The organism is Niallia sp. FSL R7-0271 (assembly GCF_038005785.1).
Classification (GTDB): Bacteria; Bacillota; Bacilli; order Bacillales; family Cytobacillaceae; genus Niallia.
In genome coordinates, this window is sequence record NZ_JBBOTZ010000001.1 from 3,381,297 (window position 1) to 3,399,663 (window position 18,367).

The 18,367-nt window shown below is 36.3% G+C and carries 23 protein-coding genes; 1 reads left to right on the top strand and 22 read right to left on the bottom strand.

Annotation, left to right across the window (positions count from 1 at the left end):
- Positions 1 to 14 precede the first annotated feature (14 nt).
- From MKX82_RS17270 to MKX82_RS17355, 18 genes are all read right to left on the bottom strand, one after another.
- Positions 15 to 1,562 carry a glycerophosphodiester phosphodiesterase gene (locus MKX82_RS17270; RefSeq protein ID WP_341078768.1) on the bottom strand — a complete coding sequence of 516 codons (1,548 nt, stop codon included), beginning with the start codon at positions 1,560 to 1,562 and terminating at the stop codon, positions 15 to 17.
- Complete coding sequence (locus MKX82_RS17275) at positions 1,562 to 3,094, bottom strand: phage tail spike protein (protein WP_251645245.1); 1,533 nt, start codon at positions 3,092 to 3,094, stop codon at positions 1,562 to 1,564. Before MKX82_RS17275 ends, MKX82_RS17270 begins: the two co-directional genes overlap by 1 nt.
- Positions 3,094 to 3,801: a phage tail family protein gene (locus tag MKX82_RS17280; RefSeq protein WP_251645243.1), complete on the bottom strand. Its 708-nt coding sequence runs from the start codon at positions 3,799 to 3,801 to the stop codon at positions 3,094 to 3,096. Before MKX82_RS17280 ends, MKX82_RS17275 begins: the two co-directional genes overlap by 1 nt.
- A complete protein-coding gene (locus tag MKX82_RS17285) occupies positions 3,801 to 7,511 on the bottom strand; it encodes a phage tail tape measure protein (RefSeq protein ID WP_341078771.1) in 3,711 nt (1,236 codons plus the stop codon). Before MKX82_RS17285 ends, MKX82_RS17280 begins: the two co-directional genes overlap by 1 nt.
- Positions 7,512 to 7,545: 34 nt before the next feature.
- Complete coding sequence (gpGT, locus tag MKX82_RS17290) at positions 7,546 to 7,692, bottom strand: phage tail assembly chaperone GT (RefSeq protein ID WP_275009152.1); 147 nt, start codon at positions 7,690 to 7,692, stop codon at positions 7,546 to 7,548.
- 38 nt (positions 7,693 to 7,730) lie between these two features.
- Complete coding sequence (gpG, locus tag MKX82_RS17295) at positions 7,731 to 8,093, bottom strand: phage tail assembly chaperone G (protein WP_251645233.1); 363 nt, start codon at positions 8,091 to 8,093, stop codon at positions 7,731 to 7,733.
- A 32-nt stretch (positions 8,094 to 8,125) separates the two neighbouring features.
- Positions 8,126 to 8,419, bottom strand: coding sequence for a hypothetical protein (locus MKX82_RS17300; RefSeq protein WP_251645231.1), 294 nt, complete (start codon positions 8,417 to 8,419; stop codon positions 8,126 to 8,128).
- A 5-nt stretch (positions 8,420 to 8,424) separates the two neighbouring features.
- Positions 8,425 to 9,030 (bottom strand): major tail protein, encoded by a 606-nt coding sequence (locus MKX82_RS17305; protein ID WP_251645229.1) that lies wholly within the window; start codon positions 9,028 to 9,030, stop codon positions 8,425 to 8,427.
- A 5-nt stretch (positions 9,031 to 9,035) separates the two neighbouring features.
- Positions 9,036 to 9,446, bottom strand: coding sequence for a hypothetical protein (locus MKX82_RS17310; protein ID WP_251645226.1), 411 nt, complete (start codon positions 9,444 to 9,446; stop codon positions 9,036 to 9,038).
- Complete coding sequence (locus tag MKX82_RS17315) at positions 9,446 to 9,838, bottom strand: hypothetical protein (RefSeq protein ID WP_251645224.1); 393 nt, start codon at positions 9,836 to 9,838, stop codon at positions 9,446 to 9,448. Before MKX82_RS17315 ends, MKX82_RS17310 begins: the two co-directional genes overlap by 1 nt.
- Positions 9,828 to 10,199 carry a phage head-tail adapter protein gene (locus MKX82_RS17320; RefSeq protein ID WP_251645222.1) on the bottom strand — a complete coding sequence of 124 codons (372 nt, stop codon included), beginning with the start codon at positions 10,197 to 10,199 and terminating at the stop codon, positions 9,828 to 9,830. The genes MKX82_RS17315 and MKX82_RS17320 overlap by 11 nt, the downstream gene beginning before the upstream one ends.
- Positions 10,186 to 10,491 (bottom strand): phage gp6-like head-tail connector protein, encoded by a 306-nt coding sequence (locus tag MKX82_RS17325; protein WP_396953796.1) that lies wholly within the window; start codon positions 10,489 to 10,491, stop codon positions 10,186 to 10,188. Before MKX82_RS17325 ends, MKX82_RS17320 begins: the two co-directional genes overlap by 14 nt.
- A 19-nt stretch (positions 10,492 to 10,510) precedes the next feature.
- Complete coding sequence (locus MKX82_RS17330; protein WP_251645220.1) at positions 10,511 to 11,668, bottom strand: phage major capsid protein; 1,158 nt, start codon at positions 11,666 to 11,668, stop codon at positions 10,511 to 10,513.
- Between the two features lie 27 nt (positions 11,669 to 11,695).
- On the bottom strand, positions 11,696 to 12,409 hold the full coding sequence (locus MKX82_RS17335; protein WP_251645218.1) for a head maturation protease, ClpP-related: 714 nt from the start codon (positions 12,407 to 12,409) through the stop codon (positions 11,696 to 11,698).
- On the bottom strand, positions 12,406 to 13,545 hold the full coding sequence (locus MKX82_RS17340; protein ID WP_251645216.1) for a phage portal protein: 1,140 nt from the start codon (positions 13,543 to 13,545) through the stop codon (positions 12,406 to 12,408). Before MKX82_RS17340 ends, MKX82_RS17335 begins: the two co-directional genes overlap by 4 nt.
- Positions 13,546 to 13,564: 19 nt before the next feature.
- Positions 13,565 to 15,277 (bottom strand): terminase TerL endonuclease subunit, encoded by a 1,713-nt coding sequence (locus MKX82_RS17345; RefSeq protein WP_251645214.1) that lies wholly within the window; start codon positions 15,275 to 15,277, stop codon positions 13,565 to 13,567.
- Positions 15,274 to 15,609 (bottom strand): terminase, encoded by a 336-nt coding sequence (locus MKX82_RS17350; protein ID WP_251645212.1) that lies wholly within the window; start codon positions 15,607 to 15,609, stop codon positions 15,274 to 15,276. The genes MKX82_RS17345 and MKX82_RS17350 overlap by 4 nt, the downstream gene beginning before the upstream one ends.
- 131 nt (positions 15,610 to 15,740) lie before the next feature.
- Positions 15,741 to 16,625: an HNH endonuclease gene (locus MKX82_RS17355; RefSeq protein ID WP_251645210.1), complete on the bottom strand. Its 885-nt coding sequence runs from the start codon at positions 16,623 to 16,625 to the stop codon at positions 15,741 to 15,743.
- A 108-nt stretch (positions 16,626 to 16,733) separates the two neighbouring features.
- Here MKX82_RS17355 and MKX82_RS17360 point away from each other — a divergent pair, with 108 nt between their 5' ends.
- Positions 16,734 to 16,871, top strand: coding sequence for a ribbon-helix-helix domain-containing protein (locus tag MKX82_RS17360; protein ID WP_251645208.1), 138 nt, complete (start codon positions 16,734 to 16,736; stop codon positions 16,869 to 16,871).
- Between the two features lie 97 nt (positions 16,872 to 16,968).
- Here MKX82_RS17360 and MKX82_RS17365 read toward each other — a convergent pair whose 3' ends face one another.
- The 4 genes from MKX82_RS17365 to MKX82_RS17380 are packed head-to-tail and all read right to left on the bottom strand — an operon-like array spanning position 16,969 to position 18,357.
- The gene (locus tag MKX82_RS17365) at positions 16,969 to 17,277 is read right to left on the bottom strand and encodes an HNH endonuclease (RefSeq protein WP_251645206.1); all 309 of its coding nucleotides are present in this window, start codon (positions 17,275 to 17,277) and stop codon (positions 16,969 to 16,971) included.
- Complete coding sequence (locus tag MKX82_RS17370) at positions 17,270 to 17,623, bottom strand: hypothetical protein (protein WP_341078790.1); 354 nt, start codon at positions 17,621 to 17,623, stop codon at positions 17,270 to 17,272. The genes MKX82_RS17365 and MKX82_RS17370 overlap by 8 nt, the downstream gene beginning before the upstream one ends.
- A complete protein-coding gene (locus MKX82_RS17375; RefSeq protein WP_251645190.1) occupies positions 17,623 to 17,874 on the bottom strand; it encodes a hypothetical protein in 252 nt (83 codons plus the stop codon). Before MKX82_RS17375 ends, MKX82_RS17370 begins: the two co-directional genes overlap by 1 nt.
- Positions 17,875 to 17,925: 51 nt before the next feature.
- Entirely contained in the window at positions 17,926 to 18,357 is a 432-nt protein-coding gene (locus MKX82_RS17380; RefSeq protein WP_251645189.1) for a hypothetical protein, read from the bottom strand.
- Positions 18,358 to 18,367: the final 10 nt, after the last annotated feature.

The following is an 18,367-nucleotide window of genomic DNA, read 5'->3' on the forward strand; positions in this document are numbered from 1 at the left end:
TCCCCTCACCTTTCTTATGAAATCAGAACATTTTGGAAGGAAACTGTTCCCCATTTTCTGCCGAAATGTAAAAAACCATTACGGAATTGTGAATCATTAACCGTAATGGTTGCATCATTAGTTTTAAATGTAATTGATGTAGCATTTACAATAACGGTGAAATATTTAGTAGCTCCATCAGTCATATTGTCAATATTTGATGAACTTGCCAATTTAGTACTTGCTCCACCCACAATCTTATAAATGTATATACCTGCAGGACTGAACAAAAGATGATAACCGTTTGATAAGTTTGATTTGTTGTCATCGAAGTAATCAATAGGTGTACAGATTGCAAGACTACCCCATCCGTTATTACGTTCAATAAAGCTTGCATTGAATGTTAATGTGAAGGAATCTGGCAATTCACCTGTCCACCCCTGTAAAACAAAGTCTCTATCTTCACTTTGTTCTAGGAATCCCCATTTATGATCGCCTGTAAATCCTCCCCTATAAGAATTATAGTGAGGAATAAAACCACTGCTGAATACTATTTCCGAAAAGGGAGCATCCTCCCTTGTTGGATAGTTATTCGAAATGTAAAAAGGATCATCACTAAAGATACCGAATACCCCTAAATCTAAATATTTCTTAACTAAGTACTGATGATTTACTGTGTAAACAAATACCTTAATACCTGCATTTTTCAATAAGTTAATATACAAATCTGAAACGTTTGTACTGCAGCCAACATATTCAATGTTATTTGCCAATAAAGTTGCTGGGTCAGATACGTTATCGCTTAGTAACAATAATTCAAATCCCCTATCCTTTATTGCAATAAGTTCTGCCTGATTAAAGGACTGTATAAGCACATGGTCCTGCAGTTTATATGCTTCAGCTAAATCTGCAATGGCAGCTGCACTTCTTCTGTCTTTCGATTCGATCGCATAATTTATTTTATTTCCGAATGTCTGAAAAACTTCTTCCAAATAAGGGATAGGTTGTGCTGGGTAATTAGGAAGCAATCCTTCCACTTTCATTGACCGTACATACGGAGTGTTTAGATACTTAATCTTGTCTGAACCCTTATGATTAATGCCGGTAACTCGTATTACATCTTCATCATGAAGTACACACAAAGCTCCAGATCTGTCTTGCCTAATATCTAATTCAATAAACAAAGAACCATTCATTTTGCTCATTTTGAAAGCTTCTAATGTATTCTCTGGATATAAAAAAGAACTCCCCTTGTGCGCTAAATATTGTGGGGAAGTTAGTTCATTTATTTTGGCAGTTCCATCTAATTGTTCCATTATACCTACCACCTTTAATTGTTCTGCTATTAATAATTTTCTCAGAGTATCGAATGGTACTCCTTTATAATTTATACGTGCATCCACAATTTCTGAGGGTTGAGGATTCTTTGTTATCAATTCATTGATTACAGTTATAGCTTCTTCGGAAATTTTCCCGCTTAATTCTAACGATTTTGCAATGGCTTCTCTGACTTCGCTTCCGTATTGTGCATATTTTACTAAAGTTGCATATTTTATAATTTCATCATAAATAGTATCGGCCATTAAACAGTTTCTCCTTCCGTTGGTGGGCTTTCTAAGTTAGTTACTCGTTGATTTAATTCTTCAAGAGCTTGATTAATGATAACCAATTGCTCATTTATAGTTGTTATACCGTTAGCATTATTGCTAATACCTTGCTGCATTAATTGGATTTGTTCCACAGAAACAACACTTTCGATAGCTGTTATCGCTTGTTGTAAGTCCTCCACAACACCAAGCAAGGATGATACTTGATTACTTACCTCAGATAAATTAGTTCCTGTTGTACTCTGGTAACTTTCTAATGTTTGCTTAGTTGTGGATAATTCCTGTTTTGTTGTGGACAAATCATTTGATATTGTACTTATTTGCGTGCTCTGCTGGCTAATAGTATTGGTTAACTGCTGTATGGTTTTTTGCGACTTTTTGGCATCACTTAAATATTTAGATGCCGTCTTAAAGGTATCCCCAATTGTTAAACTGTTTTGATTTGGATTAATGATGTTGATGTTCTTTTCTATAACTCTTAAAGACTCATTAATCCCCATTACAGGGTTTATTACTGGATAGTAATTCCCTACTTCAAAACTATCTGCATCTAAATTTATTAAAGCTAGATCTAATGCTGTTATTGAATACTTCGTTTGTACCCGGTTGTTTTTATTTAGAAAACTCTTTCCCCTTGCCATCAGTACCTCTGGAACTTCAACATCGTCCCATACTTGAGTTTTAACAATAATGCTAAAAGCTTCCTTTGCTTTTGAGTCCTCGATGTATTCTAATCCATCATTAACTTCTGCAATTGTTACTCGAGGCTGGCTGTCCTCTGAATCAGCGTCAGTAGATTCTCTCGCCTTACCAAGTGGGACTAATCTTGTTATGACAGTTGAAGGGTCAACTTCCTTTTGAATACTTTTCAAATTCTTTGCTAACCTTATTTCTGTTGGTTTTGTTTCGCCAATTCTATCTACGTAATCTAAGTAACGAACACCGTTTTCCTTTCTTATCTGTAATTCTCCACCCAATAAATCCAATAATTTTGTTTTTATCGTTTCTAAAGTACCGTCGTATTCAATAAAAGAATTTAAAGCTACAGTTGAATCTTCTACAGTTACGTTCCCTAATTGGAAGGTCTTATCATATGCGTCACTTGCTACATAGCGATTATGGTTCATAAGTATCCTCGCAAGTATAGTTCGTGCAGTTGGATTTGTGGACAACCTAGTAAAACGTTGCACAGAATCATTAAAATAACTTAGTTCTCCCTCGCAAATAAAACTCTTTGCAAATACACCAGCATCACTCATGGTCTCTGTAGGCATAACAATACGCCCCTCAAACTCCATATTTCCAGTTTTCACATTCTGGACATTAATCAAAGTTTTGAGTGGGCGTATAAGGTTGTATCCTGGATTATTTGGTAGAATGCTAAATGTAAAACCAGAAGCAGCGTTTATTCCAATTCTCACATCACCCGTTACAGCTTTGATTCCATTAAAGTCTGGATGATGTATAACCGTCTCTTCTCCATCATTAATGATTGTAACTTTGTACATTAAATCAACTCCTTATAAAACTCAAAGGAAATTGAGCCTGTACCAAGAATTTTGATTTTATTTTCTCCCGGTATTAAGGAAAAATCATATGACTCAGTTGTTCCAGATGGAATTGTGTATGTCCTGTTACCTAATACAATCTGCATTTCAGAAGATGCGATTATTTTAGGATAAACCTTCTTGACTCCCGCATTATAAAGGTTCGTTTCCAATACCCCTACAACATTGAAGTTTGTATCTTGTGCATAATCTAATAAGAAATTGAAGGTATCCCATATATCGTTTCCTTCTCTCATCTCAGCAATTTTAAATGGGTATGCAGTAAAATTGACTGTTAATGAACCACCAACAAACTTGAACTCATTATCTGGACCTGTCACCACTTCAGCCAAAAAATAATATCCAGGAATTCGATCATCCTTTAATACTGTTTTTCTATTTGGTGTCATAAGCCATCTTAGTACTTCCGTTTGATATATATAAAAGTCTGGAGCCTTATCTCGGTAGGCAACGTTAAATGTATAAGACAAAGTACGCTCATCATATCCTTGCTCACCATAGATTTCGCTAAAATCATACTTAACATTTGAGAAAGGTATGCTTTCCTGAATCTTTACTTTTGATGGGTTTCCGATGTTTTGATTAGAAATAGTTAAACCAAAATCTTTATAGCTGTGTTTACCATCAAATTCAATCCCATAAAACATCAGTAAAGCACCCCCCTTTCTTCCATCAGTGTTCGTAATGCTTGCTCTTGGTCCATTTCTGAACCAACCTTTTGTCTTCCTAAGAAGATATTTGTGTTTTTCTGCAATAAAGCCATTAACAGTTCATTTGCTTTTTGCAGATATTCATTTTGTTGTACCATAGCATTTAGTAATTGTTTCATTTCGGAATCTCCGCTGTTGCTGCCACCTACATTCGGCAATTGACTAGGACGTTTATTCCCTTGAATTTCTTTTCCAGCTAACGCTAAAAGCTTCATAGCATCTGTTCTTCTTCGTGGATCAGTAGGAATAACGAATTCTGGCCAGCCTTCCTCTGCTAATCGATAAAGTCCAGATGATTTGATTAATCCACCTGTGGCATAACCTTTATAGGCTCCACCACTTGCCATTGATTTAATACCTGGCACATTCATTACATCGCCATATCGAGCCTTAATGTAGCCGATAGCAGCTAAAATATTATCTACAGGGTTTAGGATATTACCGTGCCCACTTTTCTTGTATGCGTTGAATGTTGGTTCAATGGTCTGCATTAGTCCTTTTGATGGAATGCCAGCTTTGGCGTTACTATCCCATAAGTTTATCGCGTTAGGATTACCACCCGATTCTTTCATCGCAATTGTTGCAAGTGGTCCTGACCAACTAGAAGGTACGCCAGCAATACCGATTGCTTCGCTGACCCACTTCTTAACATCTGCACTTGTCCCTTTTCCAAAACTAAAAGCATTCTTTAGTTTGTCTTTAAGGTAATCAACGGCACCACTTTTTACTTTGTTGAATCCGCCTTTAGCCAAACTAGCTGTTAAACTGGTTCCGTTTGGAGCATTGACCCCTAAATTTTCAAGTGCTTTAGACAATAGCTTGCTAGGATTTGTAGCATAATCCCAAATGTTTAAAGCTGTATCTTTAACTTTTTTATAAGCTTTTCCAATAGTTCCCCAAGCATAATGCGGGATCAATTGCTTAGTTATGCTCGCTGGAATAACTTCAGTTCCTTTTGGCAAATTCACCAATGATGGACTAGAAGGAGATAGAAATTGTTTTCCATCAGGTGTTTTAATAAGTTCGCTTCCAGCATTTGAACCCTTACCATCACCTACAACAGCTAGCCCTCCAGGATGCCCACTTGTGCCATTGGCATACTGAGGAACTTCCCATTCCTTAAGCTTCTTACTTACACCTAATTTATCTAGAACCCAGTTAACGCCGGTGATGATTCCATTAACACCTTTTCCGAGTGTGGAAGCCATTTTATTAGCCAATTCTTTAACACCATCTGCAGCTTTACCTGCCATGCTTTTTATTCCAGCACCCATCTTTCCTGGTAAAGCTTTAGCACCAGCAACCAATTCATCAAATCTTGCTAATGCATCATCTTTCAATCCTCTTATCCAGGATTTCGCATTTCCTGCAAAAGTTTTTATTCCACCAATGGCATTGTCCCAGCCGCCTTTTAAACTAGAACCAAATGATTTTACAAAGCCACCTACCCCTTTTAACAACTTTCCAAAGAAGGTAAGCTGCACAAAATTCCACACAAATTCAACGGCACCTTTAAAAACTTGCTTGATACCTTCCCACATTTTCGAGAAATCTCCAGTAAAAAGACCTGCGAAAACCTTAATTGCTCCCATGATGATATTTAGTGCTCCAGATATTACCCCTTTAATATTGTTCCAGATTGTTTTTATAATCGAAAAAATTAACGGCATTACAAATTGGATTACAGGGAGAATGACGTTATTAAAAGTATTTTTAATAAAATTACCTATATTAGTTAGTGCTGCCATAATAACAGTACCGTTTTCTTGCCAAAATTGTTGGATAAGTGCTAATTGTTCTTTAAAGAAACCGACAACTGCTTGAATAGCTGGTTGTAAAGCTGTCAATGCACTCTGTGCTAGTTCCTTAAGCTTTAATAGTAAATTCTGTACTCCGTTCCTAAAAGTTTCCGAGTTTTTATATAACAATACAAACCCTGTACCTAATAAGGTTAGTACTCCTATTGCTATACCTATAGGACCCATCAAAGCAGAGAACCCTAATTTCAACCACTTCAACAAGCCTCCTGCTTGAGCAATCTTAGGAAATAGTGTAGCAAGTCCAGTGGCTGCATTGCCTAAGAAACCAATTAACCCTCCACCTATTAGCAGTAATGGACCAATTGCAGCTGCAAATGCAGCAATACCTACAGTCATTTTTTGAACAGCTGGTGATGCATCAAGGAAGCGTTGAACTAATCCTTGAATTATTCCTGCTAAACTCTTTATATAAGGAGTTAGTATACTACCAATAGTAATTCCAGCAGTTTCGAAAGCTCCACCTAGTTCGTCTAATGCTCCTTTTAAGTTATCCTTCATTTGAGCAGCTGCTTTTGCAGATGCTCCTTCACTATTTTCTAAAGACTTGGTCATTTTATCGATTTCCTTTGGTCCTGCTTTCATTAACGAAAGCATTCCAGAAACAGCTTCAGTTCCAACTAAACTTGCTAGTGTAGCAGCCTTTTGCGTGTCTGTTTGACCTTCCATGGACTCAGATAAGTTTTTTACAAGGTTAGATAAGCCGACAAAATCGTTATTAGCATCTGTAACAGCAATCCCCATCTTGTCCATCATTTTGCTGTTTTCTTCTGATGGACTCAATAGCGAAAGGAGTGCAGCTCGTAAAGTTGTACCAGCCTGTTCACCTTCCATTCCTGCGTCAGTCATAATACCTACTGATGCAGAAAGTTCCTCTAGACTAACACCTAAAGCTTCTGCAGGTGGTCCTGCATACTTTAAGGCATATTGCATGTCTGTTATATCCGCAGCCGATTGATTTGCTGTTTGAGCTAAGATATCAGCAACTCTTGTTGCTTCAGAAGCCTCTAATCCGAATATATTTAATGCAGCTGCCATAACATCTGATGTTTGAGCCATATCTGAACCGGATGCCTCAGCTGCAGATATAACACCAGGCATCGCTCCTAGGATTTCATTCACAGTGAAACCCATTGCAGCTAAATTTTCTTGTCCTACAGCAATTTCACTAGCTGATTTGCTTGTGGAGGCACCTAAGTCTAAAGCTGATTGTTTTAATTGTTCCATCTGTTCTGAGGTTGCGCCTGATATTGCTCCAACTCGTGACATTTGCGCTTCGAACTCAATGGATGTTTTTGCAGCTACTACACCTATTCCTGCAAGTGGTGCAGTAATATGCATAGTAAGGGATTGGCCAATTGACTTCATCTTATCCCCGACTTTTGTTAAGCGTGTTCCAGTTTCACCAATAGCCTCACCCATTATAGTCCAATTGGAAGTAGCTATCCTTTGTTCTTCTCTAAGATTCACTAGCTCTTCCCGTGTATTAATTAGTTGTCTACTTAGGTTATTTAAGTTGGCCACTTCATTGTTGTAAGACCTTGCTGCTCTTTCGGCTTGCCTTGAGCCTTCTCCATGCTCCTGAACCATTCTTTCGTATTCTTGTCGAGCAGATCTTGTAACTTCTCTCTGCACTTCTAATCTTCGATTTAAACCATTAATTCGAGTTTCATAAGATGCAATAGAACGATCTCCTCGGTCGAAGGCTGAAAGGTTTGCTCTCATTTCACTAGCTACTGTCCTTAATCTATCCCTTAAACCTGTTAATCCCCTATTTAGGGCAGTGGTTTCAAGGTCAAGACCAATCGTTAAACCTTCAATACGTTCCATATTTTACCTCCCTTCTTAAAAATACGAAAAATCCTTAACCTCCAAATGCGGCAATTAAGGATTTTGTTTGTTTTGGTTTATTCTTCTCAGCTAATAACTCCAACATAAAATGAAATGGCATATTCAAAACTTCGTTGATATCTTTTCCATCCTTTATCAAATCAAGGACGAGTGTGTCCATATATTCTTTTTGCTTGGCTGGTGAAAAGTCCTCATCCGTTAACGTTTCTTCGCCAAGAACTTTTTTGTTTCATCTGTCTGCCTTCCTTCTGCTACAAACATAATTTGTTCTTGTAGTGTTTGGATAGCGTCTGGCGCATGAAGACCATTAAACAGCTGCTCTTTGGTAAATTGATTGTTATAAATTCTTGTAGCAACAAAGTTTAATAACTTATCAAATAATTCTTTCTCTGAAGTTGCCGTTTTTTCTTTTTCACTCTTATCAATTTCCTCTGTCATATCAATAGCTTCATATACAACAGAGAAAGGGATAAATACAGGAGTAAGGAACTTTTCTGTTACTAATTCCCCTTCTTTAACTTCTTTGACTAGCTCAATCATATTTCGCTTTAAATTTGCCATTTAGTATCCCTCCAAAATAAAAAGAACAGGAATTAATCCTGCTCTTTAATAAGTACTTTCCTAATATTATTTTTAGTTGATGCTAATTCATTGATTCTGTCTTCTTCCACAACAGCATCAGCTCGTCTTGGATAAATATCACCTTTTATATAAATCGTGTTATTGTCCTTTAAATCTCTAAAGTCATGGACAACTACATATCCCTTTTTAGGTTTTTCCTCCTCTTTGATTTCTTCAACTAACTCATTGTTTGTAGTTTCCTTTGGTTCTTCTGCCTGCTGTATTTCCAAGTAATCTTTTACTTCTTCTTTTTTAGATCTAGCCATTTACATTACGCTCCTTCCGGTACTGTTGTTTCAGTTGGATATGCTTTGCCAAAAATTTTCATAAACAAAGCATCACGATTTGTTGTAGAACCTTTTTTATCTGTTGCAAAAATAACAGATTTCTCTTTTGTGAAACCAGTAACTTCACGATCCATAAATTGAGCTTCGATTTCTTCGGAAGTAAATTCTGCACTATCTTCTTTTGTTTGCCCTTCAATGTTAGGGCGTGTAAATATCCCTTTTGGTAAACCAACATACTCACGAGATCCATCTTCAAATGTCTTGGCGAATACAACAGCCACATATGGTGAATAATCTTCACTTCCCATAGATGTCAGTCCATCAACTACCTCCAAGCCCAAAATTCGTTGCTTATCCTCAGTTGGAATTCTATGGAAGGCTGCTGTAACAGTGATATCACCACTTGAAACTGCCATTTCGGCTGTTTTATTATCTCCATATGCTTTTTGTATTTCCTGTGGCATTTCAACACTGATATTTTGTAAGAATTTTACTCTTTCGATATATGACGCTACAATACCATCGCCTACTTCTCCATAATAAAATTCGTCAACACCGGTAGATGAACGATAGCTTTTTTCTTCTGCCAAATTAATCACTCCTCTTTATTTAGTGAAACTGACACTGCAATTGTGTCAAAATCTTCTCTGTATAACTTTCCACGGAAACGTCTGGCTTCACGGAAAATTCCTGAATCATATTCAGATAGTCCACCATTCTGTCTAAAACCAAGCTTCCACAGAACTTGATGAACTCGTTCTCCTATTTGTCTAGTGGTTGTCCTGTTTTTTGTCCAAACCTCAATTTGATAAAGACAATCATATGTTAGCCATGTGTCATCAGCGAAATCAGATGGCTCAGGAACGTCTAGTGGATCAATAATAATATAGGGTTCTTCTACATTCCCGCTCTCTGGATACTCGTAATACTTAATCCTTCTAGATGCTTGTTCAGCAATGAATGCATCTGCAATAAGAGCGTTATAAATTTTAGCTAGGACATCCATTAGAGACCTCGCCTCAATTCTCGTTTTACTGTTTCTCGGTATGCATTCTCTGCATTCCTCATCGCTCTTGCAATGGCACCTTTTCCTCGCGTATTTGGATTTTTTACTGTTCCCCATTCATTCAAATGGATTATCCTATATCTCCCCTTCGGTCCCTTCCAATGGATTTTAACTGTCCTTGCTCCACCAACTGTCATAGGCTGAGATATCGTTATTTCCTCAATGGATTCACCAGTATCTTTAAAAGTCTCGAATTGTTGTTTTAGTTCCCTAACAAATACATTTGCGCCAGCCAATAAGGCTCTATCCACAATTTGTTGTGTCCTTTGTGAACCAAGTCGTCTCATCAATTCCCTTTCAAGTTGGCTATTCCCTGTAACACTAACTCCCATTAAGTTCACCTACAATCGTTATGAACCCAGTGTTCTGCAAGTCAGGCTGTACTTGTTTAACGTTGTATCGTTTCCCTACATATTCAGGGGCATCAATATCCATATAATGCTTATTGGTAGGGATGTAACCAGCCTGTGGATTACGGATAGTAATGGTTAGATCAGATAAAGTACCATTCGACTTAGCAAGCTCTAAATCTTTCATCCACACATTATCCACTTTTGCCCAAGCTGTATATAAAAGTTTGTCTTCTCCCTCTCCTGGCTCTGGGCCATTATTGGGAGCATATTGATAAAACCTTATTGGTGTACGTAAATCACCGGTATTAGCACGAGGTGGTGTGTATTTAAACGGCTGCATCTGGATCACTCTCCTCCGGTATAAGAGAAAGTGCAAGACCGGTTATTTGACTTAGAAAGTTGTTCTCGAAATACTCCAAAGCATCGTTATAGACATATCTGGTTCGTTCAAAAACTAACTCCTTTGCTCTATTGTCCGTCTCCTCATTTCCGTAAATATCAAATTCACCACAGCTATTTTTAATGGCTGAAACAGAAAAGGACAACAATCTTTTTAGGTTGCTGTCCTCCATGCTATTTGTAATATGCATTCTGTCTTTAAATTCTTGGAGTAGTTCTTCCTTGACTTCCAGCCCCAATCAAATCAACCCCTTATGCTCCTGCAGGTTCTGTTGTAGCTACATTCAATGTATAAATAGCTGCTGCTTTATTGTCATCAGCTTTTCCAAATGCAAATTGCTTTGCTGTGAAAAGGTTGCAATCTTCTATAGCTAATGTTTGGTCGAATTTTTTAATTTCAACTCCGCCGCCTGTATATGCATCATAACGGCTGTTTACAAAAGCCAGTAATTCACCTTGAGTTTGGAAGACAGATTCCACAATACGCAAGTTAAATGGCAGCACTGTTACGTATACTCCATTTGCATTTAAGAATGTGTATAGTGCTTTTACATCCCAAGCGTCAACAGGGTTTACAACCAACACCACTTTTCCAGTAACATTAACTGCTTTACCATTTGATTTTGTTGATAGGTTTTTCATAAGTGCTGATAATTCTTTTACCGTTACCTCTGGAGTAGCAAAAGTTAAAGTGTCTTTAATGGATTTTTTAGCATGTCCTTCTGTTGGACTAACTGAAGCTTCTAAATCCCTAATTAAACCAATTGGTTCATCTTTAGCCGGACCTGCACCATTAATAAAGGCTTTTTCCAAAGCAACTGCAAATGTTTCTTTAATTTGAGCGCGAACATAAGCTTCAACCCACGCTGGGCCAAACTTCTCCAGGTCTTTTGGAAGTACAACAAACGCAGTTAGTTTGGATTGTGAAATATTTTCTTCAGTAAATGTTGCATCTAGCTGGCCTTTGATTTCTCCAAAGACTTTACCCCAAACAGCAGCACCTTCTGTTTCTGATTTAATAATACGAGTAAGAAGACCAGCGTTTTGCAGGTTAATTTCTGCCAATAATGGATGATCTGTAGTTAAATCCTCAAAAATTCGGTCTACCGTTGTTTCTGGCAAAATAACATCAGAAGTGAATCCATCTGACTGAACAACTTCATTAAAGAACTTGATTTCTGTGGATGTTAAAACATTTGCTCCACGAGCTGCCAATACACTACGATCCGCATTTTCAATAGAGATTTGAGCAGTAATTTGGTTTTTCAGGGAATTTACTAGCTCCGCCTGCATTTCATTCCATGCTGTTTCAATTTGCTCTGGTGTAGAAGCTTCATTCTTCACAACCTCTGCATATTTCTGTTTTGCATTTTCATAACCCTCAGTATGATTGTTTAATTTAATTGGCATTCTTTTATTCCTCCCAGTTTCAATTAATTAAAAAATGAACCCTTTACGTTTCTGCGCAACTGCAGGAATCGGGGGTTCATTTGATGGTGGTTCAATATTCGCTTTTAAATTATTTGTTACTGAATCAATAATTTTTTGCATTTGTTCATCAGTTAATGCTGATGTTGATTGTGGGTTTTGATTCCCTTGTAAAACCACAATCTTATTATTGAATTCCTTGGCTTTATTCTCGAAGATGGTTGATTCTACCTCTTCGGGAACAGAGTCCACAATTTCATCAATTAAGCCACTTTCTAGAGCTTTTGTTGCTGACAGGTATGTTTCATTATCCAATAACTTTTTCGCTGTGCTGGCGTCAATTCTGTGGGTATAAGAAGCTAATACAGACTCATTTATACTTTCTAAATCGTCAGCTACTTTTCTTAGCTTCTTTGCATTACCCATAGCATAAGTCCAAGCGTTATGCAGCATTAATTGAGTGTTGCTGTAAGCGCGAATAACATCGGCACCCATTACAATTACGGATGCAGCACTAGCAGCAATTCCAGTAATTGTTACAGTAACGTTGCCTTTATGTCCCCGAAGAGTGTTCATAATATCAATGCCCATAAAGACATCTCCACCATAACTGTTAATTTCAAGCTCGATATCCTCGTCTTCTTTAATGGATCTCATTTTATAATTGAAATCATAAATACTGGAATTCCAACTGATAATGTCTCCCTTTATTTTATGTTTCATTCTTTCTCACCTCCTTCAACTGCACCTATGCCTTGGTAATTTTTCGTAATAACAAACTCGTCTAGTTCAGGATTATCTGAACGTTCCATACCAAACAACTCCCTCACCTCATTTCTATTGAATGCGCCAGAAGCAACAAGCTTATCAACTGCTTCCGCTTGCTCAATTACGTCTCTTTCTGTAAGTCCAAATACTTCAACTCTGTCTCCCTTGAGATAGTCGTCTTTTTCTAATAACTTCGCATTAAGTTCGTTTTTAATTTTCTTTAGAAAAGGGCCAATGCAAAATCTTACATATGCTTTTATACTTGTTTCATATTCAGCTAGGTCTCCATGAATTAAAGCATTGGGTATACCTAAAATATTTGAAACATCGTCAATTAAAGATCTCTTTAACTTTGTTAGTTCCTCCACAGATTGACCGTTATTCTCTCCGCTATAGACTTCGTTATAATCAAAACCCTTCAACTTTGGAACCAAGGCAACTGAGTTATTTTTAAAAGAACTAAAAAGTTTATCGATAAAATTCTGTAGTTTAGTTTGTTTGTCCTCATCCAGTGCCTGTGTTGCATCAACCCCCACAGTTCCACGGATTTGGTTTTTCCGAAGGCTGACTTCTAACATTCTGCTAAACAAATTAGCATAATCATCAAACATTGCATCCATATATTTAGTTAATTTTTCATTATTGTAAGTAATGTAAATAACCTCATCCATGTTAAATGACCGTTGAAATGTATAATCTTTGACTGTTACATCACTAAACTTGTCTGGAAAAACAGCATATTCTTCACGATAAAAACTATCCGCAATCAAAAAATCATCCGTATCAGTCTTTATTACTAATACTTCATTTTCATAAATCAATGTATGGATAAATTTCTGCCAGAAGTCTGCAGCACTTTGATCAGTATTAGGTCTAACATTTAATAGATAATCCCAATTATTAAACTCGCGCTTTTTATTTTTCATGAACCTAAACTCAGATTGACTAATGGTTCTGCCAATAAAATTTATACATGTTTCTAACGCCATCTTTTTTAAATAGGCGCGGTGAGTGGTTTCATTTGCAAAGTCCAAATCATATAGCCATTCCAATTCGCTATTACGCTTTAATACATTACTTATCCAACCCATTTACATAATCACCCCCTCCCTAAAAGTTCAATGCACTTAAAACGTCTAATGCATCTGAAACATCGTAATCCTCTAAATCTCTTGAAGCCCACACTGCATATAGAAACATCATAAAACCATCCGTTTTCCGTTTAACTTCTTCTTTTTTACGATATACTTTGTTACCGTTAGGAAGCCGCTTAACAAGTACATTGTTTATATACCAACGCATTAATGGATTATCCCCGAAAACAACTTGCTCATTTTCAAAAGCAATTTCTATCCGTGGAGCTAATAACCCACTAGCAGCATCTGGATTTCGTATAACTTCAACCTCAAAACCACATTCCTCAAAGATTGGTTTAAGAACATCCATCTTGAAGTTATCTCCGATAATTTTTTTAATGTTCCAACCCTCTTCTCGTTTTGTTACAAACCACCTAACTACTAAATGCGGATCCATAGTCTCAATGTCTAAGACAGTCAAAAGACCATCATTTTCCCACTCACGAATTGGAGCGAATTTCCGATGGTCTTTCTTATTATTATTCTCAGACTTATTCTTGCTATAGGCATAATGTTTATCAGCAAATGGCTTGCATACATATGAGTGAGTTAATTCCTTAGGTATAAAGAGAATGTCATTCTTTTTAAAAAACAATCCCGCTGATACAAAGTCTCGAACTGAAGCATAGTCTAATGACCCAATACATTCACGTTTTTTTAACTCATCTAAATTATATGATTGATTAGTTGCTTTGATTTTCGACCAAGACGTTACACTCTTTTCCAAATCCACTTTTGGCAAATTCATCCGTTTTGTAACAAACTCTTCATAACCATCAGGATTATGTTCCAATTTGTTATACTGTTTCACTACCGTTCTTAACAGTGTTTTTGCATAACTCGTTAATGGTGGATGAAATTGCGAATTTGCCTTTTGCCACATTTCTTTATTATGCATTTCTTCCTCTTCATCCAAACAACACATGAAAGGAAATAATCCATCGTCACGAATACTTACTGATCCATTTAACAGATTATCCGCTCTTTCTAATAACTTATCCAAGAATCCTTCGCGGACATATCCATCCGAACCGACATAAAATATTCTTGGATTCCGCACCTTACCTAGACCCGATGTAAAGACATCAACTGTGGACGAGTTTTCATACTGGTGAATTTCTTCAAAAATTACACAACCATCACGCAATCCATCTTTGGTATTTGCATTAGAAGTATGATATTGAAACTCAGATTTCGTGATTCTAGATTCAATTAAAGCCTTCTTATGGCGAAAGTGAGATTTCAATCTGTCATCTTTATCAATCGTGTTAAACACTTCTGTAAATGACATCTTCGCTTGCTTTTCACTGTTTGCAACAACAGATACATTGTAATTATTTATACCATGTAGCTCACTAATGAAATAATTCGCTAGTGTAGAAATACGACCTGTTTTCCCACCGCCGCGACCTTCGTAATCTAAATGTTCATCAAATACTAAAGAACCATCATTGTAATACAAAAAGATAAAACAGGTTTTAAATTTCTGTGTCAATGTAAGTGGGAAATAATACTTTTCTGTGAACTGAATATAGCTTTCGATTTGTTCCTCATCAAAATACATATCCTCAGAAGTAAGTATGTCACGTTCAATCAACTCAATTAACTTAATACGTCTTTTGTTTAAAGTGATATCGCCATTTCTCCACTGGCGAATATACTCTTCAACGTAGCTATAAGTAATCAAATTAAACTACCACGCTTTTGTTGGCCATCCACAGTTGGTGCAGGAGGAGGAGCAGGCGGTGTTTTCAGTTTAAATTTAATGGATTTCTCAAGAGCAATCTTCTGAGCATTTATTTTCATTTTCTCATTCATACTGGGATGGCTCTTTATGAATTTTTGCTTCCCATTTTCAATAGTTATACTTACTCCATCGCGATCAATCACTGTATCACATTCTGCATCTAATTCATGTAGCCGAATTAAATCATTTATTTTTTTTACTTCCAGCAAATCATCATTATCAATTCGTAATAATAATTGCTTTCTTAATTCATCTAGGTTTATTTTATCCATACTACCCCCTCCCCCCTACACCCCTAATGTGAAGGACTTGTTTTTTAAATATTTTTAGACGGTTAGGGCCTCCTACCGGTCCCCGCCAACAAAATAAACCCTCCATCCTGAGATGGGGGGCTATATCTTTTTCACGATTCAATGACTTTATCTTGTTTAATGGAATTACATTGCCTATGCGCTAACTTCACGTTGTCCCATTGATGTAATCCTCCGTTAGCAATTGGAATCACATGGTCAATAGATGGGTAGCGATTTCCGGCAATGAAGTAATCTTCATTAGTAACAATAAAGTCATTGTAATCAACATATTCATTACAGAGATGACAAACACCTTTGTCTCTTTCGTATAACTTATCCAATGTAATTGAATAATTTATTTTCCCATTCTTATTCAGACGTTTATCTTTATTGATTCTTCGTTTTCTATTGTTAATTCTTCTGTTCTTTTTATAACCCTCACACTTGCACTCTTCGCTACAATATTTAAAACCAGTTTCATTCTTTTTGAGTATGTATTGATTACCACAATAGGAACAAAACCTAATCCTGCTACTTATAAGATTAAGAGTGTTTACTAATCTAACAATCTCTTTATCTTTTCGATTCATATCGCTCAAAAGATTTCGTTCTTTTCGTTGCTCTAATTCATGTTTCGTTCTGCATTCAATAGAACAATGGCTGCGTTTTATATACTCTTTAAATACTTTTCCACATTGCTTACATGTTTGGTCATGCCCTCGATGTTTCCCGTTGTATTTTCTCCTACAACTGTCACTGCAAAACTTGGCTTTAGTACTATTCATCCTTTTTGTGTTTCCGCAATTGTTACAGGTAATTAAAAAAATCTTTTCCTTTGTATTTCTTTTTCCTCTTTCTCCATCTAAATTATTTAATCTACAAAAGCTCCTTACTTGATCTCTTTTTACTTTCAACTCATTAGCTATAGCAACATAGCCATTACCACTTAATCGTAATTTTTTAATTTGTTCCTTTTGTTCTAATGTTAATGGCATTTACCTCATCTCCAATGCAATACTTAACCATATATATATTGTACAATAAAAGTATTGCACTTACAATATAAGTATGTTATTATCTTATTATTGCTAGGAGGAAACCTAATGAAAAAAAGAATTACGTTTACTCTCGATGAAGAGCTAATTGAACAACTAAAAAAGATTTCAGAAGAAACAATGATACCTCAAGCGAGATTAGTCGAACAAGCTATCAAAGAAGTAATTGAGAAGTATAATAAATAATGCCCTTTGAGTACAACTCAACTGCGGTCCTAAAAAATTTCAAAGCCTTAACGGCAAAGGAAAAGTCACCATTTATTATGGTGACTTTTTACGTTCACTACCACCGTTCATCCTTTGCCCATTTATTAGGCATCTTATTAAAACCAAATCGATTATGCCGTAAATTATGGTGATGTTTACATAAAGTACGCAAGTTATTTAGTTCCTCTGCTAACTCCGGATTGGTTTCTATTTCTGCAATATGGTCGACCTCCAACGTAACATGCTCTTTAGTTGTGACCTTTCCTTCATCTCGACACCATACACATTCATAGTTATCACGTTCTAAAGCTTTTAACCTCAGAGACTCCCAACTTCTCGACTTATAGAACTTACTCTTTTGTTCCTTGGTTTTATATTCAGTCACACGCGTGACCTTTCACTCTACGCTCTATTCTGTTAACGATGCAACCAGGTTCAACATGTTCAATCAAATATGTTAGTCCACCAACATTATAGTCAGTAGTTGATTCCCAATGAAATGATATCTCTCGTTTGAGTTTAATCTCTTCACCTTTGTAGAATACTTTTGGTACTCCATTCTCTTCATCCAGTTCAATACTTAGAAGAGGTACTTTCTTCACTCCATCAACAGTTAAATGTTTACTTATAATTTCAGAAACATTACGAGTAAATTCTTTGATTGCTGCTTCAGAATCAAGTCCTAGATTAACTTTCATTTTCTTCACCCTTCTTTCTCCAATTGAAATCATTAAACCAATTCAGTTATAGATTCGGCTTCTCCATACGTGAGACCAAACACTTTTACTTTGCTATTCATAACATGGACAAGTTCATCACTGTATGCATTGTTATAGAACTTTTCTTTAGCATCAAAAGATACTTTCGGAACTGCAATTACTTCTTGGATTCCTTCTGCTTCTATTCCTACAAAAACAAAAGAAGCACCATTTTCACGTGCTCCCTTAAAAGTATTAGTTAAATGTTGTTTAGTTAATTTCATTTTGATACACTCCTTCTTTCTCAAAAATAAAAAGACACCTAAAATAGGTGCCTAACTGTTAGTTGCTAAAAAGTATATTGTTTTTGCGAATCCTAATAGAGTTTGTATGGTTTCTACATCTTCAACTGTTGATGTTATTTTATTCATAACACTTCTATATTTACTTTCAACAACTTCCTCTGTATCACCTGTACTAATAGCAAGTATCTCGGTGATCAATCCTAATACTTCTTCCTGTTGTTTATTATTTGTTTTGAGTAATTCAACAACAACATCTAAACCTTTTGTATTTTCATTAATGCTTCTCAACAATTCCAAAGACTCATTCTGATAATCTATCACTCTTTGTTTTTCCAACTCCTTTTCTTCCCACTGCTCTTCCAATGCTGCTTCTAGTTCTGGACTAATAGTTGGTGGTTCAAAGGTTGGTGGTACAATAGGTTTAACATTTAATTTTATTCCTTTGAAAATATTATCGCTCATTTAATCTCCC